This is a genomic window from Acinetobacter sp. CIP A162 (assembly GCF_000367905.1).
Classification (GTDB): domain Bacteria; phylum Pseudomonadota; class Gammaproteobacteria; order Pseudomonadales; family Moraxellaceae; genus Acinetobacter; species Acinetobacter lwoffii.
Genome location: NZ_KB849158.1, coordinates 462,466 through 487,128, shown reverse-complemented (window position 1 = coordinate 487,128; position 24,663 = coordinate 462,466). Strand labels below are relative to the sequence as shown.

Here is a 24,663-nt window from a genome sequence, read left to right as displayed (position 1 = left end):
GTGATAAAGAGAAATTAAGCTATTAAAAAAGCACCCGAGGGTGCTTTTTTATTATTCAATCGCTACGGTTTGTTGTGCTTTGAGTTCACCGAGTGCCTGAATCCGTCGTTCAATCAGCATTTCACCAATATCCGGACCCTGAATATCGGCAGGCAGGTCTTGTGCCTTGATGGCGCGTACGGTTTGCATGGCATCGAGGACATATTGTGCTTGTGGATAAGCACGATCTTCCAGACCTAGACGGCCACGTGAATCACATTCACACGCCTGGACGAAAGCTTCGACACGTTCAGGGCGACGTAACACATCCAGACGTTGCAATAATCGCCATAAGGTTCCCGGCTTAAGATTGAAGGCCTGATGGCATTTCAGATGCTCTTTGCACACCGCCAAAGCCAGCTGCTTGGTATACGTCGGCACTTTTAAACGGTCACACAGTTCATTCACTGGCTTGATGCCACGCTCTTCATGCATGATATGTCGCGGTAATTCTTCAACCGGCGTTAAAGCTTTTCCTAAGTCATGCACTAAAACGGCAAAACGTACATCCAGGCTATAATTTTGACGACATGCCTGCTGCAAGGACATCATCGTGTGAATGCCGCAGTCAATTTCCGGATGATATTCAGGTCGTTGCGGAATGCCATATAAGGCGTCAATCTCAGGGAAGAGTACCTTTAAAGCACCACACTCGCGTAATACTTCAAAATACACATCAGCATGACGTTCGGATAATGCACGGGAAGTTTCTTTCCAGACGCGTTCCGGTGTCAAGGCATTTAATTCACCCGATTCAGTCAAGCGTTGCATTAACGCCAAAGTTTCATCGGCAATCACAAAGCCTGCACTGGTATAACGGGCAGCAAAACGGGCAATGCGTAGCACGCGTAATGGATCTTCGACAAAAGCATCGGAAACATGACGTAGAGTCCGCTTTTCCAGATCCTGTTGACCACCATAAGGATCATAAACCTGGCCGGCATCATCCATGGCCATGGCATTAATGGTCAGATCGCGACGAATCAGATCCTGCTCTAGCGTAACGCTGGCATCGGTATGAAACTCAAAACCATGATAACCGGTGCCAGATTTACGTTCGGTACGCGCCAGTGCATATTCTTCTTTTGTTTGGGGATGTAGAAAAACAGGGAAATCTTTGCCTACGGGCTGATAGCCTAAGTCAAGCATTTGCGCGGGAGTTGCACCAACAACCACATAATCTTTTTCGTGATAGGGGTGTCCGAGCAAATGATCTCGAACTGCGCCGCCTACTAAATAAACTTGCATGAAAAAACCTCTATTCTTACAAGCATCATGCTACAGAATAGAGGTTTTCTCAAGTTAAGAAACGAGGCTGATGCGTCGTTATCTTGTCATTGGCTTAAAGTGCATCTTGTTCCGCTTGCTGGATTTCTGCAACAGTCAGTGCAGTCATGTTGATGACACGGCGCGTGGTCGCAGTCGGCGTCAAAATGTGGACAGGTTTCGCAGCACCCAACAGAATTGGACCAATCGTTACGTTGTTGCCTGAAGTTGCCTTTAACAGGTTAAACGAGATATTGGCAGCATCCAGATTCGGCATGATCAGCAAGTTTGCAGAGCCTTTGAAACGTGAATTCGGGAATGCAAACTGACGAATGTTCTCATCCAGTGCAGCATCACCGTGCATTTCACCTTCAACTTCCAGCTCAGGCGCGATTTCAGACAGGATGTCATACACCTTACGCATTTTTTGCGCGCTGGCATCATGCTGGTCTGAACCGAAGCTTGAGTGAGAAAGCAGGGCAATACGTGGCGTCATACCAAAACGGCGAACTTCTTCAGCGGCTAGAATGGTCATTTCAGCCAGCTGTTCAGCTGTTGGATTGGTGTTGACATAGGTATCGGCAATGAACAAGTTACGGTCTTCAAGCATCAAGGCATTTAGGGTAAAGAAGGTGTTATGACCATCTTTCTTGCCAATGATATTGCTGACGAAGTCCAGGTGAATGTCGTAGCTTGAATACGTACCACACAGCATACCGTCTGCCATACCATGTTTCACAAGCATCGCTGCGATCAGGGTAGAGCGGCGACGTGCTTCACGCTGTGCATATTCAGGTGTTACACCCTTACGCTGCATGATATTGTAGTAATCATCCGCAAACATTTCATAGTTGGGGTTCTTTTCCTGATCAACAATCGTGATATTCACGCCATCTTCAAGACGTAGACCCAATTTTTTGATGTTGGCTTCAATTACCGCTGGGCGACCCACCAGAATTGGAATTGCCAAACCATCATCTACCGCAATTTGAACTGCGCGAAGTACACGCAGGTCTTCACCTTCCGCATAAGCAATACGTTTAGGATCAGATTTGGCTTGTTCGAAAATCGGTTTCATCATGAATGCAGAGTTGTAGACAAACTCAGACAAACGTTGACGATAATGCGAGAAATCCGTGATTGGACGTGTTGCCACGCCAGAATCCATGGCTGCTTGTGCAACAGCAGGTGCGATTTCTAGAATCAAACGTTGATCCAGTGGTCCCGGAATCAGGTATTCACGGCCAAATGATGCCGATTTTTCACCATAAGTCGCCGCATCAGCTTCAACGTGTGCCATACGCGCGATCGCGTGGACACAGGCAATTTTCATTTCTTCGTTAATGGTGGTTGCGCCAACGTCCAGCGCACCACGGAAGATGTACGGGAAGCACAGTGCGTTATTCACCTGGTTCGGATAGTCAGAACGACCAGTCGCCATGATCACGTCATCACGAACTTCATGCGCATGTTCAGGCAGAATTTCTGGATCCGGGTTCGCCAAGGCAAAGATGATCGGATCTTCAGCCATGACCTTGACCATTTCTTTGGTCAAAATGCCCGCAGCAGAAAGACCAAGGAACATGTCTGCACCTGAAATCACGTCACCAAGCTGAGTAGCTTCAATGTCTTGTACATAGGCTTTCTTAGATTCATCCAGGCCTTCGCGATGTGTAGTCAGCAGACCGCGTGAATCGGCAACGATGATGTTCTCTTTTTTAGCACCCAGAGCGCAAAGCAGATTTAAACAAGACAGTGCAGCAGCACCCGCGCCTGAAGCCACGATCTTGATGTCTTCAATTTTTTTACCGTTGATTTGTAACGCGTTGAGGAGCGCAGAACCGACAATAATCGAAGTACCGTGCTGATCATCATGGAATACTGGAATATTCATGCGTTCACGCAATTTTTGCTCGATATAGAAACACTCTGGCGCCTTGATATCTTCAAGGTTAATCCCGCCAAAAGTCGGTTCTAATGCAGCTACAATATCCACAATTTTGTCTGGATCATTTTCAGCAATTTCGATATCGAATACATCAACGCCAGCGAATTTTTTGAATAATACGCCTTTACCTTCCATCACTGGTTTAGAAGCCAAAGGACCAATATTACCCAAGCCAAGCACGGCAGTACCGTTGGTCACTACAGCAACCAGGTTGCCACGAGCCGTATACAATGCAGCAGTTGAAGGATCGCGTTCAATCTCAAGACATGGTGCAGCTACGCCAGGCGAGTAAGCAAGGGCCAAGTCACGTTGGTTGACCAATTGTTTGCTTGGTGTAACGCTGATTTTCCCCGGGGTAGGAAACTCGTGATAGTAAAGGGCCTGTTGCTTTAAAGATTGTTCGTCCATCAGTCTCTCGATCGTTGTAAAGATTACCCGGTCAGCGGGCAAAGAATTTATTTATGTTCCTGAATATACCATTTGTTAGCCAGTTCGGACAGACAAAGACGGCCGTTTTTCCAACAAACTTATTGTGGTGGGGTATGGACTTAGACTTGGGGTATATAAGTCTGATGCGTCTTGTCTCGCACTAAATAAGCGGTTGCATCCTGCTCAGGAAGCGGTTTGGAAAATAAGTAACCCTGGGCAATATCACAGTCTAAATCACGTAGATATTCTAGCTGTTCTTCAGTCTCGATCCCTTCCGCGACCACGGTCATGCCCATGGCTTTACCCATGGCCACCATGGCGCTGACAATCGCTGCCTGTTTGTTTTCCCCAATCTTGCAAACAAAACTGCGATCAATTTTTAAGGTATCAATTGGAAAATCAGCAAGATAGGAGAGAGAAGAATAACCTGTACCGAAATCATCTAGGGCAATATGAATATGTCGCTGTTTAATTTCATTCAGCAGGTTTTTGACCGCTTCCGAATTTTCAATTAAAGAAGATTCGGTAATTTCCAGCTCCAGGCTGGCGCCAGAAATATGGTTGTCTGCAATGGCTTGGTCCAGATCATCAAGTAATTGACCACGACGCAATTGCTGCGCCACGATATTGACTGATACACAAATATGATTAAAGCCCAGATCATTCCATTGGCGAATCTGTTTAGCGGCCTGCTGGATCACCAGACGGCCAATGTCTGAAATCAGGCTGGTCTGTTCCGCTAAGGGGATAAACAGCCCGGGTGCAATAATGCCTTTTTCTGGATGGTTCCAGCGAATCAGCGCTTCAAAGCCATAAATGCTTTGATCGCTAAAATTGATTTTTGGCTGATAATACACCACCAGCTCATTATTCTGGATCGCTTTACGCAAATCCCGTTCCAGGAAAACCCCTTTATTCTGTAATGAATGATTTTCACTAGAATAAAAATGAATGGTGTTGCCACCGAGATTTTTGGCTTCGTTCAATGCCTGTTCGGCGCAGTTATTTAAATAATCCAGCTGACGGCCATGATCCGGATAGAATGCCACGCCCATGGACAGGGTAATCACATGATCCTGACCGTAAATATTAAACGGTCTGCTAAAGGCCTGAGCAATGCGTTCACAATGGTGCTGAACTGAAGGGCGAATATGTGAAATTTCATAGAGAATCGCAAAATCATCACCGTTTAGATGTGCAACAAATAGCGCTTCTGCATTGGTCATCCGCAGCCGCTGCGCCACCTGGCGTAGAAGTTCATCACCGCCGTTATTGGATAGATATTCATTCAATGGGCGGAAACGGTCGATATTAAGCCGAATCACAGCCATCTCTTTAATCGAGTCTTTTTGCGAAACCAGATACTGATGTAGCTGATAGTTATAATAAAAGCGGTTCGGCAAGTCAGTCAGTGTGTCGTAATTTTCCAGATAGGACAGGCGCTGTTCCTGTAATTTACGTTCAGTCAGATCTGATACGATGCCAATATAATGGGTAATCCGGCCTTCATCATCAGTCACGGCATTAATATGCAGCCATAAGGTGGATTCTTTGCCAGACAGAAATTTGGCATAAACCTCTCCATCATAAGAGCCAATCTTTTGAATCTGTTTGACAATATTGGCCTGAAAAGTACGTTGCTGGGATTTATTTTGCACCGCAATATCAAATAAGGATTTACCGATAATTTCGTCACGCTCAAAACCGCTCAGGTATTCGTAGTGAGGATTGACATCGATATAATCTAATTCAGGATTCAGAATAAAAATGCCTTCCGCAGCCTGTTCTAGTACACTGGCCACCAGTTTTAAACGTTCTTGAGAAAGACGTTCCTGCTGAATATCACGACGGATACCGACCATGCGCAAGGGTTTTTTATTTTTAGGATCACGACTGATCACCCGGCCAATATCATGCACCCAACTCCAGCCACCTTCACTGAGCTTGATCCGGTAAGTGGCATCATAGCGTTCAATCTGGCCACGCAGATGCTGTTTCATATTGCGCTTAAAATAGTCCAGATCTTCAGGGTGAATCAGATACTGTAATTGCAGATGGTGATCTTTGGAATCGCGCAGAATCTTTTCGTCTTTATGATTGGTTAAGGTGATGCTGCGCTCTTGAATATTCCAGTCCCATGGCCGAATACCGGCAATTTCATGTGCAAGTTCTAGGTTTTGCTGCTGATTCTTCAGGTCATGATTGATCTGTTCAATATCATAGGTACGTTCCCGTACTTTTTGCTCCAGCAATTGATTGCTGAGCTGTAATTGCAGTTCAACATCTTTGGATTTATTAACTTCAGTTTTGAGTTGCTGGCACAGTTCATCAGTCCAATGCACTTGCTGTTCGGCATTTTTCACCAGAATATCATTTTCCGCATACAGGCGTGAGGTACGGCTGTGAATTCGATAACTACTCGTCGCGCACAGCAAAATCACAATCATGGCGAAATTTAAGGCCAGACCAAAAAAGGGATTGGAATGACCGACATGGTCAAGCTGCGACAGTAAAAAAGGGAATAATGACGGCAAAAAGACCAGACAAAAATAGCTCAGTTTCTGGGTCAGGTAGGTCAGGCCAAATGCTTGGCTTACAATCAGCAACAAGGCAGACAAGGTCAGTGCTTCAATATCTTCAAATGCAGGATTGGCCTGTGGCAAATAATAGTAAATCGTAAAAATACCTGCCGCGATACTGATCCCAACAGCCAGACTCTGGATCTGTAACCAGCGGTGTGCACTTTTTTGATTATAGTGTTCAGGTTTAAAATACAGCGTACTCACCAGCCAGCACATGCTGACCAGGAGTTCTGTCAGAATAAACCAGGTATTAAAATACGTATTAGACGGGCTATATTGAATGTGATAAATACAAAAAATATAAAGGCAAATTACCATTATACTGAGCAAAAAATAGCGACTATGGCGAAGCGTGTTCGCAATCTGAGCATCATGTAAATGTTGCTGAATATAGTCGTCCTGATTATCAACCATGTGATTCAATGCCTGTATTCATCCTAAACGGTTTTGTCCTTGTGCATTGTTGTTATAAAAACCCCAGGAAATGTGTGAAATTAATTAATAAGTATTTGTTATTCTTTAGTCGAGATTAGATGTCTTAAAAATAAAAATCAACAAAATTAAAGGCAAATTTTTACTCATCCGATGAACTAAAGCACATAATTTAAAATTGACAGGGCAACAACAGGAGCAGTTTCGGTACGCAGGACGCGCTCGCCGATACACCAGTTAAGAAAACCTTTTTGATTTGCGGTACTAATTTCCGCCTCACTCAGGCCACCCTCAGGGCCGATCAATAGGACAAGATCCAAGGTCGCCTCTGCCAGTACATCTGTTTCATCTTTATTGGGTGCCAAAACCAGTTTGGTGTTGGGTAGTTCAGTATCCAGCCATTTTTCAAGTGATATGGGCGCTAAAATTTTAGGCACAATATTCAGACCACATTGTTCACAAGCCGCAATAGCAATGCCTTGCCAGTGATCTAGTTTTTTCTGGTCGCGATCATACTTTAAACGCATTTCACAACGATCCGAAGTCAGCAGCTGAATTTCGGAAACGCCCAGTTCGACTGCTTTCTGAATCGCATAATCCATGCGGTCGCCTTTACTCATTACTTGACCGAGTAAAGCCTGAAACTTGGGTGTGCGATTGGCAGGACTAAATGTATTGACCGAGACGGTGGCTGATTTTTTAGCAACTTCGGTTAAAGTCACGTCATATTCGCCACCCTGTCCATTGAACAGGGTCGCGCTTTCACCGACTTGCGCGCGTAAAACTTTTACCCAATGATGAAATACAGTTTCCGTAAGCTCAAGGCTGACATCAACAGTTAAATCAGCATCTATATAAAAACGTGGCATTGATCGTTCTACTCAAAAAATCGGTGAAATAAAAGGCTTAAGCTAAACCAAGATCGGTGACCAGCTGACGGGTCGGGTCAGTAGTGTTCATGGTGTAGAAATGCAAGCTTGGCGCACCACCTGCAAGCAGACGCTCACAGAATTTAACCACAACTTCATGGCCAAAGGCTTTAATGCTAGCAGTATCGTCACCATAGGTTGCCAGTTGCTTGCGAATCCAGCGTGGAATCTCAGCGCCGGTACCATCAGCAAAGCGAATCAGGTTGCTGGCATTGGTAATTGGCATGATGCCTGGCGCAACTGGAATATCGATTCCTGCTTTCTGGATGCGATCTACAAAGTAGAAATAAGCATCTGGATTGAAGAAGAACTGGGTTAATGCCGCATTGGCACCCGCATTAACTTTATCAACAAAGTGCTGAATGTCTTTGTCAAAGCTTTCAGCCTGAGGATGCATTTCCGGATAAGCTGCGACTTCAATCTTGAAATGATCGCCTGAATGTTCACGGATAAAGCGAACCAGATCAGCTGCATAAGGTAATTCACCCAAACCGACCTGACCAGAAGGCAAGTCACCACGCAGGGCAACAATGCGGTCAATACCTTGAGATTTGTACAGGTCTAGAAGTTCAGCAATACGTGCTTTGTCATCGCCAATACAAGACAGGTGAGGGGCAACAGGTGCGCCTTTGCCATTAAAGTCATTGATGGTAGACAGGGTGCGTTCACGGGTCGAACCACCAGCACCATAGGTCACAGAGAAGAACTCTGGATTTAAGAGTTGTAGCTCTTGATGCACAACTTTGAGTTTTTCCGCACCTACATCAGTTTTGGTTGGGAAGAATTCAAATGAAATTGGAATCTGTTTAGACATGTTCAAATCCTTTTTATAAATACTTTTTAATTAGTTTTACCTCTCCTAAATCCTCTCTTGCGCTGAGCTTCAAAGCAGTGCTTTAAGCACGCTCAGGAGAGGACTTACCCTCGATGACATACATTTGGTAATGAATGTTCCCTCTCCCTATGGGAGAGGGTTAGGGAGAGGGTTGAGTTTAATTAGTATTTATAAGCATCAGACTTGAATGGACCTTCAACTTGAACGCCTAAGTAATCCGCTTGTTCTTGAGTCAATTGAGTCAAGACACCACCGAAACCAGCAACCATCGCAGCAGCAACTTCTTCATCTAATTTCTTAGGAAGAAGTTCTACACGAATTTGTGCAGCTTTTTCAGATTCTGGAAGATCAGCAAATTTCTCAGCGAATAAATGCATTTGACCCAATACCTGGTTGGCAAATGAACCATCCATAATACGTGATGGGTGACCAGTCGCATTACCAAGGTTCACCAAACGGCCTTCAGAAAGAAGGATCAGGTAATCATTTTCATTTTCTGAACGATACACCTGGTGTACTTGAGGTTTAACTTCAACCCACTTGTAGCCACGTAGGTAAGCTGTATCAATTTCAGTATCAAAGTGACCGATGTTACAAACAACTGCGCCAGCTTTTAATGAATCAAGCATTGCAGCGTCACATACGTGGTAGTTACCTGTTGTAGTTACGATAAGGTCAGTGTTTTGAAGAAGGTCAACATTGATGTCTTCTTTCTTGCCAGTTTGCACGCCATTTTTGTATGGAGATACAACTTCATAACCGTCCATGCATGCTTGCATTGCACAGATTGGGTCAACTTCAGTTACGCGTACAATCATGCCTTCTTGACGAAGTGATTGTGCAGAACCTTTACCTACGTCACCGTAACCGATTACAAGCGCACGACGGCCAGATAAAAGCATATCTGTACCACGTTTGATTGCATCGTTCAGTGAGTGACGGCAACCGTATTTGTTGTCGTTTTTAGACTTGGTTACTGAATCGTTTACGTTGATTGCAGGAACTTTTAAAGTGCCATCACGAAGCATTTCGTACAGACGTTGAACACCTGTCGTTGTTTCTTCAGTTACACCGTGAATTTTTGCAATCACTTCTGGATATTTTTCATGAACAAGTAGCGTTAAGTCACCGCCATCGTCAAGAATCATGTTGGCATCCCAAGGCGTGCCATTTACATTGATTTGTTGTTCAAGACACCACATATATTCTTCTTCAGTTTCGCCTTTCCAAGCAAACACAGGAATGCCCGCAGCGGCGATAGCAGCAGCAGCATGGTCTTGAGTCGAGAAGATGTTACATGAAGTCCAGCGAACTTCTGCGCCTAATTCAACCAGTGTTTCAATAAGAACAGCTGTTTGAATGGTCATGTGGATACAGCCGAGAATTTTCGCGCCTGCAAGTGGTTTTGCTGCCGAGTAGCGTTTACGCAGACCCATGAGGGCTGGCATTTCAGCTTCAGCAAGTTTGATTTCTTTACGGCCGTAATCAGCAAGTGAAATATCAGCAACTTTGTAATCTGTAAATGAAGCAGTAACCGCGTTCATCAGGATCTCCTAGGAAAAAATAGATTGGATCGTTCTGTTCGCGGATGCCGTTGTTGATCAGAACGAATGTCTGACCGATGGTCGAGCCTAGCGATTTTACATTTAGTGCCTGTAAAACGTCGCAGCATCCCTCGACTAGCGCCGTATTGTACTTGGATTTAAAGTGATAGCCAAGTTGAAAAAAGATAATATTAATTGTTTTCTAAGTTTTGAGTTTTTAGTTGATCAAAAGCCTGTCAGCCTGTAGGCATTAAAATCGAATATTTTCTATTTATTCTTTTTTTGATTCTCCCGCCTCACAGGGGAATAAGCACGATATTTAATTTTATCGTCATGATTATGCGTTTAAAAAAGCCCATCATCTGACGGGCTTTTTATTTATTCTATTTCCTGTTCAATCTTATCTGCTTTTTGTGTCCAGTAATCTGCCTGTATGTCATCAGCGACAACACCTAAACCGTTCCCATAAATAAAAGCAAGATCGCGCATGGCCTGAACTTCACCCCATTCCGCAGCCTGTTTGACTAAAGAAATCGATTTCTCTACATCTTTTTCAATCACATCACCACGACGGTAGAAACCGGCCAGCTCTAAAGTCGCAGCAGGGTGCTTCTCGATATTGGCCTTACTTAACCAGTAATAGGCTAACTCAAAGTGAGCTTTAGATTCTTCCGGATCTTCTTCTGCCAGTTCTTTGGCATAAACAGTATAACCTTCACCTAACCAGTACATTGCATCAACCAGTCCGCCGTTGGCAGCTTTCAATGCCCATTCTTCAGCCAGGATGATGTCATCATCATGCTCGCTTTGCATATACAGTTCAGCCAATTCAAATTGCGCTTCAGCATTGCCTGCTAAGGCAAGATTGGTCAGGGCAGCAGAGAGAGAAACACGCTGGGTCATATCAACATCTCAAAAATATTATGCGTAGACTAATGCTTTAAACTAGAAAAGCCAATCCGAAGATCAGCTTTTCAAATGAGGATGGGTAAAATAGAACTTTAGATTAAACAAATGATGCCTGAAATCACGGCAATCACCGCACAGATTGATACAATCATTTTAATTTTACTTTCCAGATAACTCAGGCTTAAAGCTACGACCAAGGCCGCAAAAGTCAAACTGCCGAGCCAATAACTGATCATGTTGCTGATCGTTCCAGCGAACAGGCACAGAATCAGGGCGAGTATGAGCAATACCCAACCGAGAATAGTCGCAAGTTGTGTTTTTGCAGGGTTGAGTTCTGTGTCAAAAATCTGTTTTTGATGTTTGGACATCGACGTTGCAAGCGCAAAGAAACCCAGTGAAGTTAAAGCCCAAATCAGTAAGAAAAACATCATGACTGATTCTCCTTGAGAGCAACCTTGGCTTTTTTAGGCGACAAGCCTTTATGGTTTTTCACTTTTTTAAATGAAAACCAGAACAAGATCGCAAGCACCCACATCGCTAGATCAAAAGAAGCAATGACCCATTGACCATGCATAATGGTGTTCCAGATCGCCTGACCGCCGGTCAGAAAATTGACGATTGGGAGCAAGGCAAATGTCCCAGTTGCAAGCATGAGAAGCTCTAGCCAAGCTTGTCGATGACTGCGAATCATGGCATACAGTAAAGTCAGTAACCAGACAATAAAGAAGCTACGTATTTCCCAGTTCAGACGCATGTCCATGTCTGCCGGAATAAAACGGTTGGCATAGAAATAGGCAGCACAGGCAATAGGTAAACCAAGAATGGCAGCGATATTGGTGACTTCCACAAGACGATATCCAAACGATTTATAACCTTGCTTCTGTTGCTGCGGTGCACGTTTAACACACCATAGAATCAAGCCGGTGGCAATCATCAAGGTGCCGACTACGCTAGACAGAAACAATAACCAGCGTAAAGCCAGATCTACGCCCCGTGCTTCATGCAGTGCGGTGAACACGTTATAGATACCATTTGCGACTGAAGGCATTTTCAGTGTGGTTTGATCCGGCTCTAAATCACCAGTCACACCATTGAAAGCAAGGCTCAGATAAATATTGCGATAAGCTACGCTGACTCCGTTTAAGGCACGAAGCTCAATTTCTGCTTTTACGGTATTTGGCTGGATAATAGTTATCATACCCACCGGATTATTTTTCCATTCTTTTTCGGCTGTTGCCAAGATCGGAGCTAGATCGGTTAACGGTGCAGGAGGTGCAGCTTGCATTTCATCACGAGAGCGGCGACCTTCACTGCGTGCAGACATTTCACCGCGCTCGCCACGATTTTCTCTCTCAGCTTGCGGTCGACGTTCTTTGCTCTCACTATGGCTTTCACGGGATTCAGCCTGAATACTGTTGTCTTGAACCAAACTCTTACGTTGATCCTGAAGGTAATCATGATGTGAAAGGGCAGGGCAAATACCGCAGTAGCATTGTGTGCATCCAACCATGAACGCTGACCTTTGCCGGGACGGAAAGTAAAAAAATCCTTGAAAATTTTCTTATGGGTAATGACACCGCTGATGATTGCCACCAGCATGAGCAGGGTCGCAACGCCGACCATCCAGCGCGCCCAGATTCTTGGCAAACCATACAATTCAAAGTGGAAACGGTATAAGAATGGACCACCGCGTGTTTCACGCGCTTGCAAAACTTCGTCGGTGGCGCTGTCAATCGTCACGCGGGTACCGCCACGACGGGCACGCGGATCTTCGCCGGCACTACGAATAGTCAGGGTGGTAGTATTTTGGCGTGAGTTAGGAAGCTGGATTGCCCAGCTGCCAGCATCCGGATGGTGCTGTTGCAGATAAGCCAGTGCCACACGGGTTTGTTCGATTTGAGTCTTTGGTGGAACTGATTGATGAAATTCCGGTTTCATCCAGACGGTAATTTCGTTCTGGAAAAAGCTTAAGGTTCCGGTCAAGAAAATCGCATATAAAAGCCAGCCTAAAATCAGACTGGCCCAGGTATGCAACCACGACATCGACTGGCGTGGACCTTCGGGTTTTGCATCTACTCTCATCTCAATTTCCTAAAAGCTTATAGGCGATATAGAGTAAAACACCGGGAATCGCGATCCCGAGCGTAGCTTTGAGCGTCTTATTCACCATAAATACCCAGATAAATGCAGCAGCATTCAAGCTAAAGCCAATCAGGGTGGCGGACATGGCTGCACTGCTTCCACTGTCGATAAAAAGCTGGGCAATCACGATCGTTGCCAGTGTAGCCAGTAGATAACCGCCAGCACCCGCCAGAATAAAGCGATATAAAATCATCCCACGATAAGCCAGCATACTTGCTTTGACTTTATTTTTGCTTGATGGTTTCGGTGCAGTAACTGTTCCAGTCGCTATGGCTTGCATATTCGGACTATTCATCATCGAAAATTCTATTTACAAACTTATGAAGTAATTAATGATAATGATAACAATTATTGTTTAGATTTTAAATATGGGTTGTTGAACTATTTATATGAAAAATAAGTAAAACTGGAAGTTAGGTTAAAAAAGAGAGGGGGAAGGGAATTAAAAAAGATCAAAATGTAAGGCTTGAAAATAAAAACAGCGGCTCGAAGGCCGCTGTCTAAACTTCATTTATTCACGATTAGTCTTGCTGAATACCTGCAACCACCCAGTCCTGATTTGAACCTGCTGGTTTGGTGAAATGCCAGATTTCTGCGAACGGTTGCGGCAAGCTGTTTAAGTCTTCGCTTACCGTACCTGTAAAGCGTACGCTGACAATATACTGGCCATTGTCAGTCGATGAGTCGACGACCATCGCATTCAGATTTGAAAACTCGGCAACATCCTGATCCTGATTGCTCATGATGTCGTTATATATTGACTGATAAAGTTCAGGAGTCAAATAACGCTGAATTTCAGAAATGTTGCTTGCTGTATTCATGGACTGAATATGGTTAAAACGCTGACGCGCTACACGCAAGAATGCTGCAGGTTCAGTACCATCCGGTAACTGGCTGCCACTTTGGGTATAAGCTGCACCAAAAGGCGCGTTATTTACCGGAGCAGAACCGAACGGAGCATTGTTGCTTGACGTTTGACCACCCACATTCTGACCAAAAATATTGGTACTGTCACCACCGCGAGGTGCAGTCGGTGCCTGACCAAAAGGTGCTGTATTACCAGCACCGCTATTTGGTGCGTATGGGTTAGAAGCTACTTTTTTTTTTGCGCCCATCTTACGGAAAATGAAGAAGGCAACAGCAGCAGCAAGAAGGATCCAGATCCAGCCTGGAATACCACCTTTTTCCTCTTCGGCTTGAGCAGCCTGAGCTTCAGATGCTGCTACACTTTGATCATCCGCCAAGGCATTGGCAGCAACTGCACCAATCGCAGCACCGGCTACACCCGCGGCAACCATGCCGCCGACACCCGGACCGGATTTTTGCTGGGTTGCAGCACCGGCAACTGGCGCTTGTTGAGCAGGCGCAGCTTGACGAGGTTGTTGATAAGATTGAGTAGGTTGTGCAGAACGTTGCATGCCGTGACTTTTACCGCCACCGGCACGTTTTGCTTCAGCTGCAAAAGGCGCAACCAATAAAACTGCTGTCAAGATACCTGTGATCAAACCGCGCTGTCGAACTTCCATTCATTTTTCCTATGAGAATAAAACCTGTTTGTACAGTCTATTTATATAGGCTTTGTGTGGAATTTCAATCAAAAATCTGTATTTTTTTGCTCTTTGTACGAAATGAGCCGGTTTACAGTTAATTGAGTTCATCACTCAGCGCCATTGCCTCGCTCAAGGCTTCATGTAAACGCGCAACTGCAATAATTTGCACGCCCTCGATGGGTTTTTGCGGTGCATTGCCGCGAGGGACAATAATGTATTTAAAACCATGTTTAATCGCTTCTTTCAGCCGTTCCTGACCGTTCGGCACAGGGCGAATCTCTCCAGACAGTCCGACTTCCCCAAAAACCGCCAGCTGTTGCGGTAAGGCTTTGCCACGAATGCTGGAAGCGCAGGCCAGCAGTACAGCTAAATCTGACCCAGTTTCGGTAATTTTAAGGCCACCGACAATATTGACATACACATCCTGTCCTGATGTTTGTACGCCGCCATGCCGATGCATGACTGCAAGGAGCATATTCAAGCGGTTCTGATCCAGGCCGAGCGCTACACGTCTTGGTTGGCCATGTGCATCATCGACCAGTGCCTGAACCTCAACCAGTAGCGGGCGCGTACCTTCGCGGCTGATCATTACAATCGAACCGGGAATCGCTTCATCATAACGGCTTAAAAAGATGGCTGAAGGATTAGATACTTCGCGCAGACCTTTATCGGTCATGCCGAACACACCGAGTTCATTGACTGCACCAAAACGGTTTTTGACCGCTCGGATCATCCGGTAACGTGAATCAGACTGGCCTTCAAAATACAGTACACAGTCGACCATATGTTCCAGTACACGTGGGCCGGCCAGTGCGCCTTCTTTGGTTACATGACCGACCAGAAACAAAGACGTGCCACTATTTTTCGCAAAACGGGTCAACAGGGCCGCTGATTCACGAATCTGTGAGACACCGCCCGGTGCAGATTGCAGGGTTTCGGTATACAGGGTTTGGATCGAGTCCAGAATGGCTACCGCAGGACGTTGCTGGGCCAGTACTTCACAAATACGTTCGACACAGGTTTCTGCCATGACTTTGAGCTGGTCGGTTGGCAGATCCAGACGTTGGGCACGTAAAGCAACCTGAGACAAAGATTCCTCACCGGTCACATACAGGGCCGGATTTTTGGCAGATGCCATGTGCGTGGCTGTTTGTAGCAAGATGGTGGATTTACCAATTCCGGGATCACCGCCGATCAGGACCACCGAACCGGTTACCAGTCCGCCACCCAAAACCCGGTCAAATTCGCTGATACCCGTCGGCAGACGGGTTTCATGAGAGACTGAAACCTGATTTAAAGTCGTGATGCTGGACGCCTGGCCTGCATATCCACCACCGATTTTTGGCTGGGCGCGATGCGTCACTGCCGGTGCAATGGTCACCTCAACCAGGCTGTTCCATTCCCCGCATTCAGAACACTGCCCCGACCATTTTGGATGATCGGCACCACACTGTTCACAACGATACACACTTTTTGCTTTAGCCATATTTGAAGATGTAGCGATTGAAATTGAGTGACAGCATAGCGGTGAATGCTATAGAAAACCAAGCCTTTCACCTGAAAAATCATAGTTTTTACGACAAGGCTTGTCGTTTTTATTTATGCTGATTTGAATGCTATGCGTCAACGCCGTCTATAATGCCCATCTTGTTATGCTGGAATGGAACAGATCTTGTCACAATTGCTGAAACATATTGATGCGATCGCACGTGAAAAAAACCGTGATGTGCTGTTTGTGCATTTTGATCATTATGTACATCCAGATCGGGACGCAAACTCGGTTCGCCAAATGTTAATCGGCTGGCTAGAGCAACAGGGCATTGTCTATATGCCGTGTTTAGGTGTGGATCAAACCGTCCATAGTGAAATCTACCTGGGTGGTCTTTATCTGGATGTACCTTTTGATCTGCATCATAAAACCTATCAAAAATTGAGTGGATATCTGGAAGATGAACAGGGCAATATGAAAATTAAAGGCATTCAGTTTTTTGTTTTATCTTTAGGACTAGCGTTGGAGCTTGAATCTGAGTGGGACAAGCTGGCTTGTAGTGGTTTACGTTGCTAAATTTTCATGATGAAGAATGGAAAAGATGAAGCATAAAAAGCCACGATTGACGTGGCTCTTTACTATTTAAGTTGAGTAGTTAAATAACTTATCAATTAATAAAGTTCACCAGATTTACGTCTTGCAATAAAGTCTTTCGATTCCTTGGCAATCACTCCGGATAAAAGCAATAGTGCAATTAAGTTTGGAACCGCCATGAGCCCATTAAAGGTATCGGCGAAGAGCCAAACCAGATCAAGGGTCGCCACACAGCCAATAAATACCGAAGCGATATAAATAATACGATAGGGCAGCACAAACTTCTCACCGAGCAAATAAGTGGCACATTTCTCGCCATAGTAGCTCCAACCCAAGATGGTGGAATAAGCAAAGAAAATAATCCCGAGGGTCACAATCCAGCCGCCGATCCCAGGCAACAGTTTGTCAAACGCGCTGATGGTCAATACTGCGCCGGTCTGGTCACCGAATGAGTTGCCGGCCATGATATAACCCATCACCAGTACAATACCGGTAATCGAACAGACGATAATCGTATCAATAAACGTACCAGTCATAGAGACCAAACCTTGACGGGCCGGATGATCGGTTTTCGCTGCTGCGGCAGCAATCGGCGCAGAACCCATACCGGCTTCGTTGGAGAATACTCCACGTGCTACACCATAACGAATCGCTGCACCAATCGCACCGCCCACTGCGGCTTCACCGGTAAAGGCATAGCTGAAGATCATTTTTAGTGCCGGCATGACCAGTTCCAGATTATTTAAAATAATAATCAGACCGCCAGCAACATAACCCACTGCCATAATCGGCACGATCACAGAAGAAGTTTTGGAAATCGATTTGATCCCGCCCAAAATCACCAGTGCTGAAAAGGCAGTAATAATAATACCTGTTATCCAGGTCTCAATGCCCATACTGTTCTGTACCGCCAGCGCTACAGTATTGGACTGGACCGAACTGCCGATGCCAAAAGAAGCCAGAGTGCCGAACAAGGCGAAAATCAGCGCCAGCCATTTCCATTTCAGACCCCGCTCGATGTAGTACATCGGACCACCGGACATTTCACCTTTCTCATTTTTAACTCGGTATTTGACTGCCAGAACACCTTCGCCATATTTGGTCGCCATACCAAACAGGGCAGTCATCCACATCCAGAACACGGCGCCCGGACCACCGAGGACACAGGCAGTGGCTACGCCGGCAATATTACCAGTACCAATCGTGGCAGAGAGTGCGGTCATGAGTGAAGCGAATTGGGAAATGTCCCCTGAATGGTCAGGATGCTTGCCAAAGACCTGTTTAAAGGCGAGGGGCAACATGCGGAACTGCCAGAACAATAAACGGAAGGTGAGGAATATCCCGGTACCGACAATCAGTACCAACATATAAGGGCCCCAGACCCAGCCGCTTAAAGTTTCCATTAAACTTTGTAAATTTTGCATAAAATTCTTCTTATTGATCCATGTCTGTGTAGTTCGAGGTATTGATTAAAAAGCAATTGCTATGCCAGATGCATTCATCCTAAATGCATAAATTGGCTGAATAGTGTTTTATTTTTTACACAGTTTTAAAAATTTGACAAGAAATTACTGGAATCTTTCAGGTCAAAAATAAAGCAAAAATGTAACTGGAGAGCGATATAAGAAAAATAAATTAACTTCTTCAATTAATAAGGAAATACAAATGATGCAAATTTTATTTTTGTATTCAGCATTTTTTACGTTAATTTGTCGCGAGTAAAACTCAAAGTTGTAATTAATAATGTCAGAAAAATATAACAATTCGTCGGCAGAGCACGGTGAATTAAAGCGGAGTTTGTCCAATCGGCACCTACAGTTAATTGCCATTGGGGGCGCCATCGGAACCGGCCTGTTTATGGGTTCGGGTAAAACCATCAGTCTCGCAGGTCCTTCGATTCTGGTGATCTATATGATCATCGGTTTTATGGTCTTTCTGGTGATGCGTGCATTGGGTGAGTTGTTGCTCTCCAATTTACAATATAAATCATTTATTGATTTTGCCACGGATCTGATCGGGCCTTGGGCCGGATACTTTGTCGGCTGGACCTACTGGCTGTGCTGGATCACCATCGGGATCGCAGATCTGTCAGCCATTATTTACTATCTGCAATTCTTCAATAATGGCTTGCCCTTTAGCCCTGAAGAAGGCGTCATGATCAGTGTTGCCGCGATTGTGTTTATCATGGGGCTGAATCTGGTCACGGTAAAACTGTTTGGTGAAATGGAATTCTGGTTTGCCCTGGTCAAAATTATCGCCATTGTGGTGCTGATTGCTGTTGGTCTGTGGATGGTGTTTACTGGCTTTACCAATGATGTTGGTACGGTCGCATCCTTTAGTCATATCTGGGAGCATGGCGGTTTGTTCCCGACGGGTGCCATGGGCTTCCTGGCCGGTTTTCAGATTGCAATCTTTGCCTTTGTCGGGGTAGAGCTGGTGGGTACTACCGCGGCTGAAACCAAAGATCCGGAAAAGAACCTACCAAAAGCGGTGAACTCTATTCCGATCCGTATCATTATTTTCTATGTATTGGCACTGCTAATTGTGATGTCAGTGACACCGTGGAACCAGATTGATCCGAATGTATCACCGTTTGTGAACCTGTTCAGTCAGGCTGGCATTGCAGCGGCTGCGATCATCATGAACCTGGTGGTATTGTCCTCGGTGATGTCATCGATGAACAGTGGCGTATTCTCAACCAGTCGTATGCTGTTTGGCCTGTCGCGTGAAGAGCAGGCACCGGTTGCCTTTGGTCGCTTGAACCGTCGCGCAGTGCCTGCCAATGCCTTGTATTTCTCGGCGGTATGTTTGTTGCTGGGAGCAGCACTCCAGTATTTTGTTCCGGATACTGTTCGGGCCTTTACCTTGGCCACGACTTTATCCACGATTCTGTTTATTTGTGTCTGGATCATCATTATCTGGAGCTATATCGTGTATTACAAAACACGTCCAGAACTACATGCAAAGTCAACTTTTAAGTTGCCAGGTGGTTTAGTGACTTGTTGGGTCGTGATTATTTTCTTCCTGAGTATGATTGTGGTCTTGGCGCTGGAAGAGGATACTCGCCAGGCACTGATGATCAGTCCGATCTGGTTTATCCTGCTAATCATTGGCTATTTTGGTTTCTATAAACAGAAACATAAATAAACCTTATCAATAAAAACGTCAGCGATCTGCTGGCGTTTTTTTTTGTCTAAAGATACTCTCTAGCGTTTAACGCTTGGGTCATGCCGAATGATCGCGTTATACTTCATCGAAACTATTACATTAGGTGGTCAGATGCGCCAAGTCATTTGCTACATCAGTATCTTAGCGACAGGTCTTGCTCTTGCAGGTTGTGGACAGTCAGGTGCTTTGCACTTGCCAAATGATCCGAATTACGACAAGCGTGCCAAGTATCTGTTATACAAAAATACTGAAACTGAGCCTAAAGCGTCCGACGAAGAACGCGAGGCACCTGTGCAACAACAGTTTGCTGCACCTACCGATTCAGACGTTAAAACCACACCATAACGCTTTCACAGAAAGGATACCTTCATGAGTTTCACCCGCATTAATGGGGTATTGCACGCTGAGCAATGTTCATTACAACAGCTCGCGGAGCAATTTGGCACACCACTCTATGTTTATTCTAAAGCTACTTTGGAAAAACATTTTTTAGATATGGACCGTGCTTTTAACTTCATCGATCATCAAATCTGTTTTGCGGTAAAGTCCAACTCTAATCTTGCGGTATTGAATGTATTGGCCAAACAGGGTGCCGGTTTTGATATTGTGACTGGTGGAGAATTGGCACGTGTGCTGAAAGCCGGTGGTGAGCCTTCGAAAATCGTATTTTCCGGTCTGGGTAAATCTGAAGCGGATATCAAAAAAGCGCTAGAAGTTGGGATTGCTTGCTTTAACGTCGAATCTTATGCCGAGCTGGATCGTATCCAGAAAGTTGCGGCTGAATTAAATGTCAAAGCGCCGATTTCATTGCGTGTGAATCCGGATGTCGATGCTAAAACCCATCCTTATATTTCAACCGGCTTAAAAGAAAATAAATTCGGTATTCCATCGGATAGCGTGTTCGAAACCTATCAATATGCGGCGTCATTGCCAAATCTGGATGTGGTCGGGATTGACTGCCATATCGGTTCACAGTTGACTGAAACCCAGCCATTTGTCGATGCACTGGATCGTGTCATTGTCATGATTGACCAGTTAAAAGAGCTGGGCATTCACCTCAAACACATTGATATCGGTGGTGGTCTGGGTGTGACCTATAAAGATGAAACCCCGCCGTCGGTTGAAGAATATGCCAATGCGCTGCGTCCAGCTTTAGAAAAACTGGGCTTGAAAGTGTATATGGAACCGGGACGTAGTATTTCTGCCAATGCAGGTGTGCTGCTGACTAAAGTAGATCTGCTCAAGCCAACCAATCACCGTAATTTCGCGATCATTGATGCAGCGATGAATGACCTGATTCGCCCTGCGTTATATGAAGCATGGATGGATATTCAATCTGTTACACCTCGTACCGATGTCGAAATGAAAGAATGGGATGTGGTGGGTGCAATTTGTGAAACTGGTGATTTTCTGGGTAAAGAGCGTGAGCTTGCGATCAAGGAAAATGATGTGCTGGCTGTGCTGGGCGCAGGTGCATACGGTTTTGTGATGAGTTCAAATTATAACAGCCGTGGCCGTGCTGCTGAAGTAATGGTCGATGCTGATCAGGCGCATTTGATTCGTGAACGTGAAACGATTGAATCACTCTGGGAACGTGAGCGTTTATTGCCTTAAGGATAAATCAGGATGTTATTAGAATTTACCAAGATGCATGGTCTGGGCAATGACTTTATGGTGGTTGATCTGATCAGCCAGCGTGCTTATTTAGACACTTTGACCATTCAGCGTTTGGCCAATCGTAACTTTGGCATTGGTTTTGATCAACTCTTGGTGGTTGAGCCACCCGATGTCCCAAGTGCAGACTTTAAATATCGGATTTTTAATGCCGATGGTTCAGAAGTGGAACAATGTGGCAATGGCGTGCGCTGTTTTGCCAAATTTGTACATGATCGTCAGCTCACGACCAAAACCAAAATCAAGGTACAAACCAAATCTGGTATTGTAGAGCCGGAATTGGGTGCGAATGGTTGGGTACGCGTCAATATGGGCTATCCAAAATTTTTGCCTCAGGAAATTCCATTTGTAGCTGATGCGCCGGAGAGCCTGTATGACATCGATCTTGCTGGCGGTGAAAAGCTGACCATTGATGTGGTCAATATGGGGAATCCACATGCGGTGACAATCGTACCGGATGTGATTGCTGCCGATGTCGCACGTATTGGTCCACAAGTTGAATCACATGCGCGCTTCCCGGCACGAGTCAATGCTGGCTTTATGCAGATTATTGATGAAAAACATGCACGTTTACGTGTGTACGAGCGTGGTGTAGGCGAGACCTTAGCTTGTGGTACAGGTGCCTGTGCTGCCGCAATTTCAGGTATGCGTCGTGGTCTGCTGTCGAGTAAAGTCGAAGTTGAACTGGCAGGCGGCAAGCTGCAAATTGAATGGAAAGAAGGTGATGTGGTCTGGATGACCGGACCAACGGCGACCGTATATGAAGGACGTCTGGATTTACGTTATTTCCAGGGTTAAGCTTGGTTCCGCTTGAGAAAAAAGCACTGTCTTCGATGGTGCTTTTTTTATGCTAGGATGGGAAAAAACCGTAGAATTTGACCGAGATGAATAAGCTTGTGTTCCTGCCGGGTGCTTCAGGAAGCCAGCACTTTTGGCAGCCATTAAAGGCAGCATTAACCGAATATCCAGATCAGCAAGTCATTGCCTATCCAAGCTTTGATGGCGTAGCACCAAATTTGGCCATTCAAAATCTGCATGATTTGCAAGAATTCGTGGAAAAGCAGATAGAGGATGATTCCATTCTGATTGCCCAGTCTATGGGTGGTGTATTGGCCGTTGGGTTGGTACTTAAGCATCCACAGAAAGTCAAAGGACTGGTATTGTTGGCGACATCTGGTGGCCTGAATTTGCAATCATTTCATTGTGCAGACTGGCGAACAGATTATCATGAACATTTTAAAACAGCACCGGACTGGTTTGTACAAGACCAAACTGAATTTAGCCGCATTCAGCTTGAAAGTCTTGACATTCCGATCTTACTGATCTGGGGCGATCATGATCCTTTAAGTACTGTTCAGCTTGGACAATACTTGGCAGGAATTTTTAAAAATGCAAAATTGCATATTATCCAAGGTGGAGATCATTTCTTTGCCAATTCTCATGCAAATCAGGTTGCAATGCTGATTCAAGATTATTTGGAGCAACTCTAAATGGAGCAAGCAGTGATTGTCCCACCTCAACTCTTGCTTAACATGTGGCTGAAAGAACGTGAAATTCAAAACCAGTCCAAACATACCTTGCAAGCCTATGAACGTGATGTCTCAGATTTTTTAGAGTTTTGCCAGCGTGAGCAGCTCAATTTAAACGATGTAGAAGCCACCGATTTACGCCAGTTTCTGGCTGAAAAAGTGGAACAGCATCAGCTCAGTCCTAGCAGCCTGCAACGTATGCTTTCGGCTATTCGTCAGTTTATGAAATGGGCCGAGCAGGCTCAGCATATGGCTTTTAATCCGGCGGATGATTTTCAGTTAAAACGTCAATCGCGCCCTTTGCCGGGCATGGTCGATATTGAAACAGTCAACCAGATTATTGATCAGCCTGCGCCCGAAAATGAAATACAGCAGCAAATGTGGCTCCGGGACAAAGCGATTTTGGAATTGCTTTATTCGAGTGGGTTGCGTCTGGCAGAACTGCAAAGCCTGAGAATTAAAGATATTGATTTCAACCGGCAGTTATTACGCATTACTGGTAAAGGCAATAAAACCCGGATTGTGCCTTTTGGCTCCAAGGCCAAAGACAGCGTGATGGCCTGGTTGCAAGTCTATCCCTTATGGAATGGTGATTTTGTGCCGGAGGCGAATGTATTTATTACCCAGAAAGGCAATCCGCTCGGTGCAAGACAAATTGAAAATCGGGTCAAGTTTCAGGCGCAGCGCGCAGGCGTGAATGTAGATTTACATCCACATTTATTAAGACATTGTTTTGCGAGTCATATGTTGTCGAATAGCCGGGACTTACGCGCGGTGCAGGAAATGCTGGGACACAGTAATTTAACCACCACGCAAATTTATACTCATGTCGATTTTGATCATCTAGCCCAGATTTATGATCAGGCCCATCCGCGTGCGCAGCATAAAGAAGATTGATCATGTGACAAGTGTTAAAGAATAAAAATCATGAAAATCGTATTTTTGGCACAAAACTTTCATATATAAACCTTAAAATGGAATTGAACTGAACACTGGCGTTCGGGTAAGCATTTCACTATTGTCTTATTCGTTAAATGCGCCATTTCAGGTATAACAATAAATAGTATTTAATATTTAAAATGAATATTGCTGAGTAACATCTCAGTATTTGACCGATGGGAGGTGACATGGACACACTGGTAATTGCAGATATAGAGCAAAAATATGCACAGTTAAGTGAAGCTCAAAAAGAAATGTTTGCAGGTTATGGTTTGCGACAAATCAAGCATTTTGTGGACATTAGCTTACCCAATCTTGAAGCGACCTTACCTGAAGGCGCCATCATTCAAGGGATTAATGCCGATGGAAAAGTTCAGGCCTTTAATGCGGCGACTAGGCAATACTATTTATGGATTTCTGATTTGCAATGGCAATTGTCGAATCGTGCGACCCAGGCAGTCGATTTAAAAGAAGATGCGATTGCAATTTGGCAAATTTTTGAATTGGCAGACTATGAGCTGGTAGATTTAAGCCATGTACATCGTGATTTTTTAGCACAAGAAACTGAGTAAATTCTGAAGCATCCACATAACATAAAAATAAGATTCAGTCCTGTGATTTGGCTTTGCTCAAGAGGAAAAGGTTGTCTTCTATAGGCAACCTTT

At 44.9% G+C, this 24,663-nt stretch carries 20 protein-coding genes and 1 pseudogene; 8 read left to right on the top strand and 13 right to left on the bottom strand.

Annotated features, from left to right (window positions below; translation table 11 throughout):
* Positions 1 to 51: 51 nt before the first annotated feature.
* The 12 genes and pseudogenes from F995_RS04975 to radA form a co-directional block, all read right to left on the bottom strand.
* A complete protein-coding gene (locus tag F995_RS04975) occupies positions 52 to 1,287 on the bottom strand; it encodes a multifunctional CCA addition/repair protein (protein WP_004645737.1) in 1,236 nt (411 codons plus the stop codon).
* A 94-nt stretch (positions 1,288 to 1,381) separates the two neighbouring features.
* A complete protein-coding gene (locus F995_RS04970) occupies positions 1,382 to 3,661 on the bottom strand; it encodes an NADP-dependent malic enzyme (RefSeq protein ID WP_004645736.1) in 2,280 nt (759 codons plus the stop codon).
* Positions 3,662 to 3,801: 140 nt separating this feature from the next.
* Entirely contained in the window at positions 3,802 to 6,678 is a 2,877-nt protein-coding gene (locus F995_RS04965; RefSeq protein ID WP_004645735.1) for a putative bifunctional diguanylate cyclase/phosphodiesterase, read from the bottom strand.
* Positions 6,679 to 6,854: 176 nt separating this feature from the next.
* Positions 6,855 to 7,565 (bottom strand): 16S rRNA (uracil(1498)-N(3))-methyltransferase, encoded by a 711-nt coding sequence (locus F995_RS04960; protein ID WP_004645734.1) that lies wholly within the window; start codon positions 7,563 to 7,565, stop codon positions 6,855 to 6,857.
* A 37-nt stretch (positions 7,566 to 7,602) separates the two neighbouring features.
* Complete coding sequence (gene metF, locus F995_RS04955; protein WP_004645732.1) at positions 7,603 to 8,439, bottom strand: methylenetetrahydrofolate reductase [NAD(P)H]; 837 nt, start codon at positions 8,437 to 8,439, stop codon at positions 7,603 to 7,605.
* A gap of 182 nt (positions 8,440 to 8,621) precedes the next feature.
* Positions 8,622 to 10,004, bottom strand: a complete 1,383-nt coding sequence (ahcY, locus tag F995_RS04950; protein ID WP_004645731.1) for an adenosylhomocysteinase — start codon at positions 10,002 to 10,004, stop codon at positions 8,622 to 8,624.
* 378 nt (positions 10,005 to 10,382) lie between these two features.
* On the bottom strand, positions 10,383 to 10,907 hold the full coding sequence (locus F995_RS04945) for a tetratricopeptide repeat protein (RefSeq protein WP_004645730.1): 525 nt from the start codon (positions 10,905 to 10,907) through the stop codon (positions 10,383 to 10,385).
* Between the two features lie 98 nt (positions 10,908 to 11,005).
* Complete coding sequence (locus F995_RS04940; RefSeq protein WP_004645729.1) at positions 11,006 to 11,344, bottom strand: DUF3325 domain-containing protein; 339 nt, start codon at positions 11,342 to 11,344, stop codon at positions 11,006 to 11,008.
* Positions 11,341 to 12,995 (bottom strand): annotated as a pseudogene (locus F995_RS04935) (PepSY-associated TM helix domain-containing protein). Before F995_RS04935 ends, F995_RS04940 begins: the two are co-directional and overlap by 4 nt.
* Before the next feature lies 1 nt (position 12,996).
* On the bottom strand, positions 12,997 to 13,353 hold the full coding sequence (locus tag F995_RS04930) for a hypothetical protein (protein WP_016807069.1): 357 nt from the start codon (positions 13,351 to 13,353) through the stop codon (positions 12,997 to 12,999).
* 223 nt (positions 13,354 to 13,576) lie between these two features.
* On the bottom strand, positions 13,577 to 14,581 hold the full coding sequence (locus F995_RS04925) for a Tim44 domain-containing protein (protein ID WP_004645723.1): 1,005 nt from the start codon (positions 14,579 to 14,581) through the stop codon (positions 13,577 to 13,579).
* Positions 14,582 to 14,699: 118 nt separating this feature from the next.
* Positions 14,700 to 16,091, bottom strand: coding sequence for a DNA repair protein RadA (gene radA, locus F995_RS04920; protein WP_004645722.1), 1,392 nt, complete (start codon positions 16,089 to 16,091; stop codon positions 14,700 to 14,702).
* Positions 16,092 to 16,265: 174 nt separating this feature from the next.
* On the opposite strand from radA, the gene F995_RS04915 reads away from it, so the two are divergent.
* The gene (locus tag F995_RS04915) at positions 16,266 to 16,670 is read left to right on the top strand and encodes a hypothetical protein (protein ID WP_004645721.1); all 405 of its coding nucleotides are present in this window, start codon (positions 16,266 to 16,268) and stop codon (positions 16,668 to 16,670) included.
* Positions 16,671 to 16,765: 95 nt separating this feature from the next.
* Here the strand turns inward: F995_RS04915 and F995_RS04910 are convergent, their stop codons facing one another.
* Entirely contained in the window at positions 16,766 to 18,112 is a 1,347-nt protein-coding gene (locus F995_RS04910; protein WP_004645720.1) for an alanine/glycine:cation symporter family protein, read from the bottom strand.
* A gap of 319 nt (positions 18,113 to 18,431) precedes the next feature.
* Between F995_RS04910 and F995_RS04905 the strand changes: the two genes are divergently transcribed.
* The 7 genes from F995_RS04905 to F995_RS04875 all read left to right on the top strand — a co-directional run bounded on the left by F995_RS04905 (position 18,432) and on the right by F995_RS04875 (position 24,570).
* Entirely contained in the window at positions 18,432 to 19,835 is a 1,404-nt protein-coding gene (locus F995_RS04905; RefSeq protein ID WP_004645719.1) for an amino acid permease, read from the top strand.
* A 132-nt stretch (positions 19,836 to 19,967) separates the two neighbouring features.
* Entirely contained in the window at positions 19,968 to 20,201 is a 234-nt protein-coding gene (lptM, locus tag F995_RS04900) for an LPS translocon maturation chaperone LptM (protein ID WP_004645718.1), read from the top strand.
* A 24-nt stretch (positions 20,202 to 20,225) separates the two neighbouring features.
* A complete protein-coding gene (gene lysA, locus F995_RS04895) occupies positions 20,226 to 21,470 on the top strand; it encodes a diaminopimelate decarboxylase (RefSeq protein ID WP_004645717.1) in 1,245 nt (414 codons plus the stop codon).
* Positions 21,471 to 21,482: 12 nt separating this feature from the next.
* On the top strand, positions 21,483 to 22,328 hold the full coding sequence (gene dapF / locus F995_RS04890; RefSeq protein ID WP_004645716.1) for a diaminopimelate epimerase: 846 nt from the start codon (positions 21,483 to 21,485) through the stop codon (positions 22,326 to 22,328).
* A gap of 86 nt (positions 22,329 to 22,414) precedes the next feature.
* On the top strand, positions 22,415 to 23,020 hold the full coding sequence (locus tag F995_RS04885) for an alpha/beta fold hydrolase (RefSeq protein WP_004645715.1): 606 nt from the start codon (positions 22,415 to 22,417) through the stop codon (positions 23,018 to 23,020).
* Entirely contained in the window at positions 23,021 to 23,956 is a 936-nt protein-coding gene (gene xerA, locus F995_RS04880) for a site-specific tyrosine recombinase/integron integrase (RefSeq protein WP_004645714.1), read from the top strand.
* A 230-nt stretch (positions 23,957 to 24,186) separates the two neighbouring features.
* Positions 24,187 to 24,570 (top strand): hypothetical protein, encoded by a 384-nt coding sequence (locus tag F995_RS04875; RefSeq protein ID WP_004645713.1) that lies wholly within the window; start codon positions 24,187 to 24,189, stop codon positions 24,568 to 24,570.
* Positions 24,571 to 24,663: the final 93 nt, after the last annotated feature.

Excerpts from the sequence above, each read along its gene's own strand:
- radA (WP_004645722.1), bottom strand. The coding sequence starts at position 16,091 with ATGGCTAAAGCAAAAAGTGTGTATCGTTGTGAACAGTGTGGTGCCGAT.
- F995_RS04875 (WP_004645713.1), top strand. The coding sequence starts at position 24,187 with ATGGACACACTGGTAATTGCAGATATAGAGCAAAAATATGCACAGTTA.
- F995_RS04940 (WP_004645729.1), bottom strand. The coding sequence starts at position 11,344 with ATGATGTTTTTCTTACTGATTTGGGCTTTAACTTCACTGGGTTTCTTT.
- F995_RS04905 (WP_004645719.1), top strand. The coding sequence starts at position 18,432 with ATGTCAGAAAAATATAACAATTCGTCGGCAGAGCACGGTGAATTAAAG.
- lptM (WP_004645718.1), top strand. The coding sequence starts at position 19,968 with ATGCGCCAAGTCATTTGCTACATCAGTATCTTAGCGACAGGTCTTGCT.
- F995_RS04925 (WP_004645723.1), bottom strand. The coding sequence starts at position 14,581 with ATGGAAGTTCGACAGCGCGGTTTGATCACAGGTATCTTGACAGCAGTT.
- ahcY (WP_004645731.1), bottom strand. The coding sequence starts at position 10,004 with ATGAACGCGGTTACTGCTTCATTTACAGATTACAAAGTTGCTGATATT.
- metF (WP_004645732.1), bottom strand. The coding sequence starts at position 8,439 with ATGTCTAAACAGATTCCAATTTCATTTGAATTCTTCCCAACCAAAACT.
- F995_RS04885 (WP_004645715.1), top strand. The coding sequence starts at position 22,415 with ATGAATAAGCTTGTGTTCCTGCCGGGTGCTTCAGGAAGCCAGCACTTT.
- F995_RS04965 (WP_004645735.1), bottom strand. The coding sequence starts at position 6,678 with ATGGTTGATAATCAGGACGACTATATTCAGCAACATTTACATGATGCT.
- F995_RS04910 (WP_004645720.1), bottom strand. The coding sequence starts at position 18,112 with ATGCAAAATTTACAAAGTTTAATGGAAACTTTAAGCGGCTGGGTCTGG.
- dapF (WP_004645716.1), top strand. The coding sequence starts at position 21,483 with ATGTTATTAGAATTTACCAAGATGCATGGTCTGGGCAATGACTTTATG.
- F995_RS04960 (WP_004645734.1), bottom strand. The coding sequence starts at position 7,565 with ATGCCACGTTTTTATATAGATGCTGATTTAACTGTTGATGTCAGCCTT.
- lysA (WP_004645717.1), top strand. The coding sequence starts at position 20,226 with ATGAGTTTCACCCGCATTAATGGGGTATTGCACGCTGAGCAATGTTCA.
- F995_RS04945 (WP_004645730.1), bottom strand. The coding sequence starts at position 10,907 with ATGACCCAGCGTGTTTCTCTCTCTGCTGCCCTGACCAATCTTGCCTTA.
- F995_RS04915 (WP_004645721.1), top strand. The coding sequence starts at position 16,266 with ATGGAACAGATCTTGTCACAATTGCTGAAACATATTGATGCGATCGCA.
- F995_RS04970 (WP_004645736.1), bottom strand. The coding sequence starts at position 3,661 with ATGGACGAACAATCTTTAAAGCAACAGGCCCTTTACTATCACGAGTTT.
- F995_RS04975 (WP_004645737.1), bottom strand. The coding sequence starts at position 1,287 with ATGCAAGTTTATTTAGTAGGCGGCGCAGTTCGAGATCATTTGCTCGGA.
- F995_RS04930 (WP_016807069.1), bottom strand. The coding sequence starts at position 13,353 with ATGATGAATAGTCCGAATATGCAAGCCATAGCGACTGGAACAGTTACT.
- xerA (WP_004645714.1), top strand. The coding sequence starts at position 23,021 with ATGGAGCAAGCAGTGATTGTCCCACCTCAACTCTTGCTTAACATGTGG.